At 67.5% G+C, this 12,451-nt stretch carries 10 protein-coding genes and 1 pseudogene; 4 read left to right on the top strand and 7 right to left on the bottom strand.

Annotation, left to right across the window (positions count from 1 at the left end):
* Positions 1–868: bifunctional methylenetetrahydrofolate dehydrogenase/methenyltetrahydrofolate cyclohydrolase (locus VFT73_RS14270; protein ID WP_326412594.1), on the top strand; the 868-nt coding region annotated here is incomplete at its 5' end.
* 106 nt (positions 869–974) lie between these two features.
* On the top strand, positions 975–1,595 hold the full coding sequence (locus VFT73_RS14265) for a MarC family protein (RefSeq protein WP_326412592.1): 621 nt from the start codon (positions 975–977) through the stop codon (positions 1,593–1,595).
* Here VFT73_RS14265 and VFT73_RS14260 read toward each other — a convergent pair.
* On the bottom strand, positions 1,588–3,360 hold the full coding sequence (locus tag VFT73_RS14260) for an AcrB/AcrD/AcrF family protein (protein WP_326412590.1): 1,773 nt from the start codon (positions 3,358–3,360) through the stop codon (positions 1,588–1,590). The two genes, VFT73_RS14265 and VFT73_RS14260, sit on opposite strands and share 8 nt — an antisense overlap.
* 88 nt (positions 3,361–3,448) lie before the next feature.
* Between VFT73_RS14260 and VFT73_RS14255 the strand changes: the two genes are divergently transcribed.
* Both VFT73_RS14255 and VFT73_RS14250 read left to right on the top strand, forming a co-directional pair.
* Entirely contained in the window at positions 3,449–4,195 is a 747-nt protein-coding gene (locus VFT73_RS14255) for a methyltransferase domain-containing protein (protein WP_326412588.1), read from the top strand.
* Position 4,196: 1 nt separating this feature from the next.
* Positions 4,197–4,541, top strand: a pseudogene (locus VFT73_RS14250) (GtrA family protein); the annotation flags it as partial.
* Here VFT73_RS14250 and VFT73_RS14245 read toward each other — a convergent pair.
* From VFT73_RS14245 to VFT73_RS14220, 6 genes are all read right to left on the bottom strand, one after another.
* Positions 4,485–5,576 carry a glycosyltransferase family 2 protein gene (locus VFT73_RS14245; RefSeq protein WP_326412586.1) on the bottom strand — a complete coding sequence of 364 codons (1,092 nt, stop codon included), beginning with the start codon at positions 5,574–5,576 and terminating at the stop codon, positions 4,485–4,487. The pseudogene VFT73_RS14250 and the gene VFT73_RS14245 overlap by 57 nt on opposite strands.
* Positions 5,573–7,066 (bottom strand): hypothetical protein, encoded by a 1,494-nt coding sequence (locus VFT73_RS14240; RefSeq protein ID WP_326412584.1) that lies wholly within the window; start codon positions 7,064–7,066, stop codon positions 5,573–5,575. Before VFT73_RS14240 ends, VFT73_RS14245 begins: the two co-directional genes overlap by 4 nt.
* A gap of 8 nt (positions 7,067–7,074) precedes the next feature.
* Entirely contained in the window at positions 7,075–8,787 is a 1,713-nt protein-coding gene (locus VFT73_RS14235; protein WP_326412582.1) for a hypothetical protein, read from the bottom strand.
* Between the two features lie 181 nt (positions 8,788–8,968).
* Positions 8,969–10,192: an argininosuccinate synthase gene (locus tag VFT73_RS14230; RefSeq protein WP_326412580.1), complete on the bottom strand. Its 1,224-nt coding sequence runs from the start codon at positions 10,190–10,192 to the stop codon at positions 8,969–8,971.
* Between the two features lie 66 nt (positions 10,193–10,258).
* Positions 10,259–11,536, bottom strand: coding sequence for a cyclopropane-fatty-acyl-phospholipid synthase family protein (locus VFT73_RS14225; RefSeq protein WP_326412578.1), 1,278 nt, complete (start codon positions 11,534–11,536; stop codon positions 10,259–10,261).
* 46 nt (positions 11,537–11,582) lie between these two features.
* Positions 11,583–12,332, bottom strand: a complete 750-nt coding sequence (locus VFT73_RS14220; RefSeq protein WP_326412576.1) for a molybdopterin-dependent oxidoreductase — start codon at positions 12,330–12,332, stop codon at positions 11,583–11,585.
* Between the last annotated feature and the right edge of the window lie 119 nt (positions 12,333–12,451).

The following is a 12,451-nucleotide window of genomic DNA, read 5'->3' as shown; positions in this document are numbered from 1 at the left end:
CGCCGGCTTTGCGGCCGGCCTGCGCGCCCGGGTGGCCGAGGGCGTCGCCAGCTTTCGCGAGCAAACGGGCCGCGCGCCAAGGCTGGCAGTGGTTCTCGTGGGCGAGGATCCGGCGAGCCAGGTCTATGTCCGCAACAAGGGGCGCGCGACCGCCGAGGCCGGCATGGTCTCGATCGAGCACAAATTGCCGGCCGAGACAGCGCAGGCGGACCTGCTGGCGCTGGTGCGCGAACTGAACGCCGATCCAACGATCGACGGCATTCTGGTCCAGTTGCCGCTGCCTTCGCAGATCAACGAAAATGCGGTGATCGCAACCATCGACCCCGACAAGGACGTCGACGGCTTCAACCCGGTGAATGTCGGCCGGCTCGCGAGCGGGCTGCACGGCTTCGTCCCCTGCACGCCGCTCGGCTGCATCATGCTGCTGAAGGACCGGCTGGGCGACCTCTCAGGGCTCGACGCGATCGTCGTCGGCCGCTCGAACATCGTCGGCAAGCCGATGGCGCAACTGCTGCTGCGCGAGAACTGCACGGTTACCGTTGCGCACAGCCGCACCCGCGACCTGCCTGCCGTGATCGGCCGCGCCGACATCGTGGTCGCTGCGGTGGGCCGGCCGCGGATGATCCGCGGCGACTGGCTGAAGCCGGGCGCGACCGTCATCGACGTCGGCATCAACCGCGTCCCCGCCGACGAACCCGGCAAGACCCGCCTGGTCGGCGACGTCGCCTTCGGCGAGGCGCTCCCCGTCGCCGGCGCGATCACGCCGGTGCCCAAAGGCGTCGGGCCGATGACGATTGCGTGTCTGCTGCGGAACACGCTGGTTTCGGCGTGCAGGCGGGAGCGGATCGCTCCCCCGGACGGCCTATGAGCGAACAAAGACCGCGCTCGTCCCGAGCGAAGTCGAGGGGCGCTTCTCCGCCTCCGTGCCATCGCCCCTCGACTTCGCTCGGGACGAGCGGACCTAGGAGCGGATGATGCTAGACCTCTTCATCGCAGCGTTCGCGACCTTGTTCGTGGTGATCGATCCACCCGGCTGCGCACCGATCTTCGCCAGCCTGACGGCCGGCGCGACGCCGCAGCATCGCCGCGCGATGGCGATCCGCTCCAGCATCGTCGCCGGGCTGATCCTGCTCGCCTTCGCGATTTTCGGCGAAGCGTTTCTGCGGGCATTGGGCATCAGCCTCGACGCGTTCCGCATCGCCGGCGGCATCATGCTGTTCCTGATCGCGCTCGAGATGGTGTTCGAAAAGCGTCAGGAGCGGCGCGAGACGCGCGCCGAGGACGTCAAGGCGCAGCCCGCACACGACGACATTTCGATCTTCCCGATGGGCATCCCGATGATCGCCGGCCCCGGCTCGATCGCGTCGGCGATGCTGCTGATGTCGCGCGGCCATGGCCTTGCGGAGGATCTGGCCGTGCTTGCCGCGCTGGTGCTCGTGCTGCTGCTGACCCTGCTGGCCCTGCTGCTCGCCGGGCCGCTGATGCGGCTGCTCGGCTATCGGCTGGAGGCGATGATCACGCGCGTGCTGGGCGTGATCCTCGCGGCGCTGGCCGTCCAATTCGTGATCGACGGCATCCGCGCCAGCCTCACTTGATCCGCCACAGCCAATAGGGCGATCCCTTGGGCAGCGGCACCGGCACCAGCCAGGGAAAGCGCTTGCCGCGCTCCAGCTGCGCATAGAAGCCTTTCGGACTGCGCGACCGGTAGAGCGTCGATTCGGAGAGGTACGGGCAGACCAGCAGCAGCGTTGCCCCGTGCTTCTTCGCTATCGCCCGCGCCTGTTCGGGCGGCCCGTCGAAGGCGTGGTGGATGTCCAGGATCGCCGGCTGGTTGCGGTGGTACGGCCCAGCGATCGCCTTGTGGTGCGTCACGGTGATCAGCCGCGGCCCCAGGTCGACGAAGGTCATGATCGTGGCGGGCGGCAGCAGCGCGATCGGGTGCAGCGACGGCAGCGTCGGGCAGGTCCGGTTGGCGTGCTCGACCTTGTCCCAGAACGCCTTGTCCTGCTTCACTTCCTTGGGAAGGAGCGGGAAGACCGCGTAGGTCGCAATGCCGGACACGACCAGGAAAGCGCCGACGATCCCGAACACGCGCACGAGCATCCGCTTCGAGGCTGCGAACCAGGCGATCAGGTGCCAGCCCAGGAACGCCGCGCCGATAACGCCGATCAGCTGCGCCGCGGGGCCCGCGCGGACCTGCCAGAACAGCATGCCGACCGAGAATAGCGACAGCACGACGATCGACGACCAGCAATAGGCCGCCTCCTCGCGCCGCGCCCGCCAGATCGCCCAGCCGGCGCCGATCAGCCCGATCGTCGGTACGGTCAGACCGGCGACGATCGTGTCGGCATTCTGCATGTAGATCGGCCGCGCCTCGCGCACGTTCGACAGCCACAATTTGTAGAGCTCGGGCGAGACGCCCTCCAGCCGGCCGCGGCAGTGCGGCCAGGTGAACCAGTAGAAGGCGGCGACCGCCGCGCCCGCGCCGAGCGCCCATAGCAGCCGTGCCGGCCAGCGCGCCGGATCGATCTGGCTCAGCAGCATCAGGGCGGCGCAACCGACCAGGATTGTCGACAGCCATACCGGCGACAGCGCGTCGCACACCGGCGCGCGATTCGCGTAGGAGGCGAAAATCGCGAAGCCGAGCGCCGAAGCGACGGCGAACGAGATGGCATAGGAGACCAGCCGCGGCTTCGCCTCCTGTCGCCAGATCCAGCGCAGCGCGATCGAGCTTCCTGCGACGGCGATATAGGGCAGCAGCTCCAGCCCGATCGCCAGCGACAGCGCGCTGGCGACTCCGACCGTGATGCCGCCGCGCTTCCGCTCGGGATCGGCCAGGCCTGCGATCGTCAGCATCAGGAAGGCGAGCTGCCAGCCATGATGGTCGATCCGGAGCGGCCGGAACATGTCGAGCGCGACCTGGCAGCACAGCACCAGTCCGCAGGCGACCAGATAGGCGCGCGGGTGGATCAGCCGCCGTGCGGTCAGCGCCGCCGCCACCAGAGTCAGCAGCAGCGGGATCAGCGGCGCGACCGCGACCGCCGCCTGCTCGGCGATCTTGCCGCCGAACAGCGGCCGCACGAGAAGGATGATGCCGGCGATCGGCAGGTCGACCAGCCGCGACCAATGGATGTCGAAGCCCTGCGGCGGGTTCAGCTTGTATTGCCTGAGATCATACCAGCCCTGCCCGTTCAGCCAGGCGCGGACTTGGCTGATCCGCATATTGTCGTCGGTATCGGCCAGCGAAAACCAGTGGATGCCGCCCCAGCGCTGCCACAGCAGCCAGACGCAGGCGGCGAGCCAGATCAGCACCACCAGCAGGCGCCAGCGATCGAGCAGCGACTTTTCCTGTGCGGACATAAACTCTTTCCCCGCTCTTGAGCCGGCATTAGGGGATCGCCGGTAAAGAACAAGCGGCGGCCGCCAGCTGCTTCGAACGGGATAGTGCATGACAGACCACGTCTATTCGGGCGGATTCTACGATTATATTGACGCCGGCTCGCGCGCATCGGCGCGGACCGTCGCGCGGCTGCTGCTGGGCGAGGTGAAGATCGGCAGCCTGCTCGATATCGGCGCGGGCCACGGCGCCTGGGCGGCCGAGTGGATGGCGGCGGGCGTTCCGGACGTGGTTGCCGTCGATGGCGACTATGTCGCGCGCGACCGGCTCGCGATTCCGGCCGATCGTTTCCGCCCGCACGACCTGTCGCAGCCGCTCGACCTCGGCCGCAAATTCGACCTCGTCCAGTCGCTGGAGGTGGCGGAGCACCTGCCCGCCAGTGCCGCCGACGGCTTCGTCGAGACGCTGACCCGGCACGGCGACGCCGTCCTGTTCTCGGCCGCCGTCCCGCATCAGGGCGGCGAGCATCACGTCAACGAACAGCCCTTGAGCTACTGGCGCGCCAAATTCGCCGCGCGCGGCTATGCGCCCTACGACTGGCTCCGCCCGCGTATAGCTGCGGATCGGGGCGTGATGCCCTGGTATCGTTTCAACACCCTGATCTACGCGAACGAAGCCGGCGCGGCGCGCCTGTCATCGTCGATCCGCGAGACCTGCGTTCCGGACGCCGCGCCCGTCGACATTCCCGGCGACCTGCGCTGGCGCGCGCGCCGGGCGATGGTCCGGCTGATTCCGCCCGTTTTGGTCAAGCCGATCGCCATTGCCAAGGCGAGCGTCGAGGCGCGGCTGCGGGGCTGACATGCTGAGCAGGATCGATCCGGAGGCCCGTGCGGCGGCAGCGCAGCTTGTCCGCTACGTGATCATCGGCGGGCTGATCACCGCCCTCGGCGCGGCGATCTATTATGGCTGCGCCGAGTTCCTGCGCATCGAGCCGCTGATCGCAAACCTGATCGCGTTCATCGTCGGGGTCATCATCGGCTATGTGGCGCACAGCCAGGTGAGCTTTCGCGGACATGGCGAGCGCGACGACCTGACGCGGACCGGCGGAAGGTTCATCGCCGTCAACCTGTTCGGCCTCAGCCTCAACTCATTCTGGGTCTGGTCGCTGGTCCATTGGGCCGACGGCCCCAATTGGTGGCCGATCGTCCCGATGGTCTTCGTTACCCCGCTCGCCACCTTCCTGATGCACCGCCACTGGACGTTCGGCTGACGCGTTGATGCCAAGCCGCGCCGGGCGCTCGCTCCGCGCCCCGCGAATGTCGGACACGATGTAGAGCGGCCGCTGCTTCGACTGGCTGTAGAGCCGGCCGAGATACTCGCCCATCACGCCCAACACGAACATCTGCACCGCGCCGAGCGCCACCACGACCAGCATCAGCGAGGTCCAGCCCTCAACTGCCTTGCCGGACAGCCAGCCGGCGAGGATGTAGATGATCAGCAGCACCGATCCGACCGACAGCAGCAGGCCGGCATGGCTGGCGAGCTTCAGCGGGGTCGAAGAGAAGCTGGTCAGCGCGTCGAGCGCGAAACGCAGCATCTTGCGGAACGGGTAATTGGTCGTGCCGGCGAACCGCTCGTCGCGATCATAGGGCAAAGGCACCTGGCGGAAGCCGAGCCACGCGACCATGCCGCGAATGAAACGCGCCTGCTCCGGCATCGACAGGAACACATCCAGCGCGCGCCGGCTGATCAGGCGGAAATCGCCAGTATCGACCGGAATGCTGGTGTCGGTCGCGCGGGAGAGCAGGCGGTAGAACAGCTTGGCGGTGCCGCGCTTGAACGCCGTCTCGCCGCCCCGCGTCCGGCGGAGGCCATAGACGACGTCGGCGCCGGCCAGGTCCATCTCCCGCATCATTGCCGGCAGCAGCTCGGGCGGGTCCTGAAGGTCGGCGTCGATGATCAGGATGCGGTCGCCGGCTGCGAGGTCGAGGCCGGCGGTCAGCGCGAGCTGGTGACCGTGATTGCGCGACAGGTTGACGACGACGAGGTGCGGGTCGCTTGCCGATAGCGCCTGCATCACCTGCCAGCTCGCATCGCGCGAGCCGTCGTTGACCAGCACGATCTCGTGATCCGCCCCGACGGTCTCGTGCGCCGCCGCGGAAAGGCGGCGGTGCAGCTCCGGCAGGCACGCCTCTTCATTGAAGCAGGGCACCACGATCGACAGCGCCGGCCGGTTCATTCGCTCTCCTTCCCGCGAACGACACGATAGAGCGTCGAGTGCCCATTCGACCAGACGGGACGTAGATCGGGCGCGCTGACGCGTCCGTTCAACACCCAGACATGGTCGAACGCCGCCCGGTCGAATTCGCGCACCGCCCGCTGGAGGTCGGAGCCTTCGCCCCGGCACGCCTTGGGATAGACCAGCTGCGACGGATCGGTGCCGTAGCGGCCCACGCCCGGCTTGATCACCGTCATCGCCTGCGCGCTGTCGACGGTCCATTGGTCGTTGGTGAAGGCGTCGCGCCGGACGATCGCCAGCGCAGGCAGATGATCGAGCCGTTCGGTCGCCCAGGCGGCGTGGCAGGGCCGCACGACCAGCGACAGCACCGACGCACCGCGCGGCAGGTAATCGAGCGCGCGCAGCTCGTCGCGATAAAGGCGATCATACAACAGAAAGCTCGTCGTCGTCGCAGCAAGCCGGATCGCGAAGAAGGCGAGCGCCGCAACCGCGATCCACTTCCCCCGGCTCCGGATCGCAAGCAGCGCCAGCGCACAGGTGAACGGCAGCAGCCGCATGTCGGCATAGGCCGAGCCCACGGCCACACGTGGCATGACGATGAAGACGGCGAGGCACAGCAGCACCGGCACGACGAGCATCGCGTCCATCTGCCTGCGGATTCCGGCGATGCCGGCGATCAGCAGCAGCGCCCAGGCGGAGACCACGTCGAACAGCTGCCAGCGGTCGCGCAACAACGTGGAGACCCAGAAGATCTTCGCGTTCCAGTCGAACCAGTCGAACGTCACCGCCGTCGGCGAGTCGCTCCGCAGCAGCACCATCGGGATCAGCGGCAGCGCCAGCGCGAGGCAGGCGAGCCCGGCGAGGAAGCCGGCGCGGACGATCTGCTCGCCCTGACGGCGGCGGCGCACGAACTCGGTCCCGAAGGCGCTCAGCCCCAGCAGCCCCCAGCCGACCATGTGCGTCAGCCACAGCAGGCAGGACAGCGGCACGAACAATGCCGTCCGCAAGCGGGTCCGGCCCAACCGCCCCAGCCGGATCCACAGCGCCAGCAGGTTAAAGGCGAAGGCGACCGACAGCGAGAAATTGAGGAAGCCGAAATGGAACGGATAGGAATAAGCGAGCGGAAGCGCGAACAGCGCCGTCGGCGGCACCCGGCCGTGCACCTCGCGCGCGACCCACAACATGCCGGCGACGGTCAATGGCGGGATCGCGAGAGCGATCAGCTTGGTGCCAAGCTCGACGCCGAACAGCCGGCCCAGCGGCACGATCAACAGGTCGACGCCAAGATTGCCGAGAAGCTTCCAATGGAAATCGAACGCGGCGGCCAGCGAGGGCACCCGATCGATCGCCAGCTCGACATGATAGCGGCCCATATGGCCGAGCAGGTCCACCAGCGGCGGGATCGGCGGCCATATCAGCGGGATCGCCGCCGCCAGGGCCAGCAGCGCGATCGTCCAGCGTCTGTCGAGAATTCCCCCCCGTCCGGGCATGGCTTCCCTTACGGCCGCGGACCGGGGGCGGCAATGCCGCGCACCCGCCAGACGAGCAGGTCGCTGCCGATCAGCGACACCGGCTCCAGCCAGTCGGGCTCGGCACCGTTCAGCAGGTGCGCGGCGAGGCCGCCGGGCCTGCGCAGCGCCGTCGGCAGCTCGCCGGTGGGTGTCGGACAGAGCGCGACATAATCGATCGTCCAGAGGCTCGCCTGATAGCGCGCGTCCTCCGGCGTAGAGAGGAAGAACTCGGCGAGTGCGCGATTGCCGTCCGCATCCCGGTGGTAGGGGCCGGCAAGGCTGCGATGCTGGGTGCCGCCGATCAGATAGGCGCTGAGCGCCATCGGCGCCGCGAACGTGCCGGCATCGAGGCGATCGAGCGCGGTCAGCGCCTCCCGGCTCGTGCAGCGCGCAGCGGCGGCATCCGGGCGCGGATCGAGGGCCGTGCCGAGCGTCTGCCAGGCGAGCCCTGCGGAAAGCAGCCACACGACCGCCAGCAGCACGAAGCTGCGGCCGCGCAACCGCTCCATCGCCTGCGCCAGCACCGGCGGAGCGAAGGCAGCCGCAAACCAGGCGCCGCGCAGCTGCTCGAAAGCGGTGGCGATCGCGGCAGCGATGATCGCAATGAACAGTATCCAGTCTGAGCGCCGGTCGCGCTCGCCCATGCCGAATGCGACTGCTGCCGCCAGTCCGACCAGCGGCAATCCCAGAAACGCAATGGCGCGTCCTGCCGGCTGGCTGAGCAGGCCGCCATATTCGCCGACGCGGTTCGGCCATGCGCTCGCTACGAGGGGGTCGGCGGCGCCGTAGGGGCTGGCGAGACAGGCAGGCGCGACAATCCAGATTGCGGCGAGCGCCAGCGCCCCGACGGCCGCTGCTGCCCCGATGCGCCAGCGCCGGTCGGGCAGTTGCGGCGCGAGACCGGCGAGCGCGAGCCAGCCGCCGCCCGCCACCAGCATCGCGGCGAACAGCGGCCGGGTGAAGCCGTCGCAGCGGTCCGCGGGCCAGATGTCCGGACGCAGCAAGGCGAGGCCGGCAAGCGCCGCTGCGAGCAGTCCCAGGCCGAAGCCGCCGACAAGCCGCCGCTCGAGAATCCAGAGCGCCGCAAGCCACAGCATCGCGGCAGCAATCGCAGGCGCCGTTTCGATCCCGACGAGCAGGCTGATTCCCGCCGCCGCGCCGGCAAACAATGGCCGCCTGTCGAGAAGCCCGAGCGCCATCGCCTCGACCAGCACGACCTGCAGGCCGTGATGGTCGATGCGGCCGGGCATGAACAGCGATGCTGCAGGGAAAGCAATCGCGGCGAGCGCAATGGCGGGCAGCGCCGCGCTGTCACCGCCGAGGCGCTTTGCCAGCGCGCCTGCCAGAAGCAGGTTCAGGAAGAACAGCAATTCGGGCCAGAAGATCACCGCCGCGATCTCGGCACGTGCGGGGCCCATCAGCGGCGACAGCAGCCGGATGACCAAAGCCGGCACCAGATCGGGAAGCCGCGACCAGTGCATCGCGGTGCCGCCCGGCGGACCGAGCCGCGCCTGGGTCAGGTCGGAAAATGCCTGCCCGTCGATCCAGTCCCGGATCTGCGCGAGCCGCACCATGTCGTCCGGCTCCGGCAGCCTCAGCGCCGCCAGATCCGCACGCCCCAGCGCCGCCCACCATGCCGTCATCAGCACGGTCAGGATCAACGCAAGCGGAAGGATCGGCGCCGGCCGGGTGGAGGTCATTCGTCCGCGCTTTAGCAGCCCCTCTCCCGTTCCGGGAGAGGGAGGGGCCCGCTCGCCGACAGGCGAGTGGGAGGGTGAGGGACTATGCCTCTCCACGCTCGCTACGCTTCGCTCTGCGCCCCCTCACCCCGCTCAGGCCTTCGGCCTGAGTCGCCCTCTCCCCGAGGGGAGAGGGGCTATCCTACCGATCCCGTCGTCCCAGCAGTCGCAGCCGCAGTGCGTTCAGCTTGATGAAGCCTTCCGCGTCGCGCTGGTCATAGGCGCCCATATCGTCCTCGAACGTGACGATGTCGGTCGAATAAAGGTTGAACTTCACGTCCGCCTTGCGGCCGACCACCCAGGCGGAGCCCTTGTAGAGCTTCAGCCGGACGGTGCCGGTCACGTTCTTCTGGCTATGATCGATCGCTGCCTGCAGCATCTCACGCTCCGGCGAGAACCAGAAGCCGTTGTACACCAGCGCCGCATAGTGCGGCATCATCTCGTCCTTCAGCCGGGTGGCGCCGCGGTCGAGCGTCAGCTGCTCGATGCCGCGATGCGCCAGGTGCAGGATGGTGCCGCCCGGCGTCTCGTACATGCCGCGCGACTTCATGCCGACGAAGCGGTTCTCGACCAGATCGAGCCGACCGATGCCGTGAGTGCGGCCATACTCGTTCAGTTTCTCCAGCAGCGCCGCAGGCCCGAGCGCCTCCCCGTTCACCGCAACCGGATCGCCATGTTCGAAATCGATGGTGATATATTCGGGCTGGTCCGGCGCGTCCTCGGGGTTGACGGTGCGCGAATAGACGTAGTCCGGCACTTCCTCCCACGGGTCCTCCAGCACTTTGCCTTCGGACGAAGTGTGGAGCAGGTTGGCGTCGGTCGAAAACGGCGCCTCGCCGCGCTTGTCGCGCGGGATCGGGATCTGGTGCGCTTCCGCGAATTCGATCAGCCGGGTGCGGCTCGTCAGATCCCATTCGCGCCACGGCGCGATCACCTTGATGTCGGGCGCGAGCGCGTAATAGCCGAGCTCGAACCGCACCTGGTCGTTGCCTTTGCCGGTGGCGCCGTGCGCGACGGTATCGGCGCCGACCTGGCGCGCAATCTCGATCTGGCGCTTTGCGATCAGCGGCCGCGCGATCGAGGTGCCGAGCAGATACTGGCCCTCGTACACGGCGTTCGCACGCATCATCGGGAACACGTAATCGCGCACGAACTCGTCGCGCAGGTCGTCGACGAAGATATGTTCGGGCTTCACGCCCATCAGCAGTGCCTTCTGGCGCGCCGGCTCCAATTCTTCGCCCTGGCCCAGATCGGCGGTGAAGGTCACCACCTCGCAATCATAGGTCTGCTGCAGCCATTTCAGGATCACGCTCGTGTCGAGTCCGCCCGAAAACGCGAGCACGACCCGGTTCACACCATTCGCCATTCGCCGAATCTCCGTTTCGGCGCGCGGACTATGCCCAATGGCCGGGGGGTGCAAGGCAGGGCGCGATCAGCCGAAGCGGCGGCGCTCTGCGATCTGCGCTTTTCCGTCGCTCGCTTCCTGGCGGCGGAGGGCGGCTTCGGCTTCCGCCATATAGTCGCGCGTGATCGGAAGCGTGCGGCGATTCCGGATGTATTGAATCTGGTAATTGCACATGCCGCCGCCCTCGAACGAGGTCAGCGCGCCGGCCAGGTAGAATTGCCACATGCGGAAGAAGCGGGAGTCGTACAGCGCCTCGATTTCCGCCCGATGTGCGACGGTGCGGTCGTACCAATGCTGGATGGTCAGCGCGTAGTGGAGGCGCAACGACTCCACGTCCGACGCGATCATGCGCGAGGCTTCGCTCGCGGGCACGATCTCGCTCAGCGCCGGGATATAGCCGCCGGGGAAGATATATTTGGCGGTCCAGGCGTCGGTGGTGCTGGGCCCGCCCATGCGCCCGATCGTGTGCAGCAGCATCACGCCGTCTTCGGACAGCAGATTGCGGCACTGCCGGAAGAAGGTGCGATAATGCGGCGGCCCGACATGCTCGAACATCCCGACGGAAACGATCCGGTCGAATTCGCCGGTCACCGCGCGATAATCGAGCAGCTCGAACTTCACACGGTCGGAAACGCCGGCCTCATCGGCGCGGCGGCGCGCGACGGCGAGCTGCTCCTCGCTCAGGGTGATGCCGAGCACGTCCACATTGGCGACGCGGTTCAGATAAAGCGCCATGCCGCCCCAGCCGCAGCCGATGTCGAGCACCTTCAGGCCGGGCCGCAGCGCCAGCTTGGCGGCGATATGCGCTTTCTTGTCTGCCTGCGCCTGCTCCAGGCTGTTCGACGGATCAGTGAAATAGGCGCAGCTGTACTGCCGATCGGAGTCGAGGAAGAGATCGTAGAGCCGGTCCGATAGATCGTAGTGATGGGCGACGTTGCGTTTCGACCGCCGCGACCAGTTCAGCCGGTCGATCCGGCCCAGCATATCGAGCACGCCGCGACGGATCGGATTGGGCGCCTCCAGCTTGCCGCCGCGCTCAAACGGATTGCCGTTCCGCACCAGCCGGATCAGGTCGAGAATGTCGCCATTTTCGACGATCAGCCGCCCGTCCATATAGGCTTCGCCGGCACCGATCCGCGGCCAGCGCGCAATCCGCCGCGGTGTCGCCTTGTCGACGAAGCGCACCGTGACCGGTTTCAATGCCGGATCGGGCTGGCCGAAGCTTTGCTGCCGCCCGTCGGCATAAATGACTGTGAGCTGCCCGCGCTTGATTACGCGCCGCAGCATTGCGTCGAGAAGGGCCATTTGATGGCGTAACGCTTACGAATCGATTTGGTCGCAATTCGCCGCGCTAAATTCCAGCATACCATTCGTAATCGGCGACATCCTCCCAGAAGCCGCCCTTGCCGCGCCCGGCCCGCCGCAAATCGTCGACCGCTTCCAGGCGCATCACATATTTGGCGTGCTTGTAGCCGAGCTGCCGCTCGACCCGCAGCCGGAGCGGTGCGCCGTGCCCGACCGTCAGCAGATTGTCGTTCATGCCCCAGGCGAGAATCGTCTGCGGGTGGAAGGCATCGACGAGATCGAGAGACTCGTAATACGCCGCGCCGCCAATCCGGTCGGCGCAGTGGAAGATGATGTAGCGCGCGTCCGGACGCAGACCGGCCAGGTCGAGCACCAGCTTCAGCGGCACGCCGTGCCATTTACCGATCGCGCTCCAGCCCTCGACGCAATCGTGACGCGTGATCTGCGTGCGCGTGGGCATGCTCCGCAACTGCGCGAGCGATAGCGCCATCGGTCGCGAAACGAGCCCGTCGACCTGCAGCCGCCAGTCGGCGAAATTCGTCCCGGCAAGGGCCTGATATTCGGGCGTGCCGGGATTGTTGGTGCCGTTGGTGCGGAAGACCGGACTCATCTGGTCCGGCCGGTATTCGCGCGCGAGCGCCATCCGATCAGTCAGCGAGCGTTGAAGGAAACGGTGCGCATCCTCGGCCGAGAACAGGATTTTGCGGAACGACGGACTGTTGTCGAGCTTGTCGCACCCGCTAAGCAGCCCGCCTGCGGCGAGACTGCCGATCAGCTTGCGCCGGGTTACGATCATCGCCGGCTCCTGCCGGTGATCATGCTGCGGATGCCGTCGATCGGCCGATCGAGCAGCACCAGCACCAGGTGGACGAGGATGAACAGCAGGATCAGCGCGGCGGCGATGAAGTGGATCGA

Source organism: Sphingomonas sp. (assembly GCF_035758555.1).
Classification (GTDB): Bacteria; Pseudomonadota; Alphaproteobacteria; order Sphingomonadales; family Sphingomonadaceae; genus Sphingomonas_B.
The sequence above is the reverse complement of the archived record's forward strand: the minus strand, read 5'-3'. Positions and strand labels throughout refer to the sequence as shown.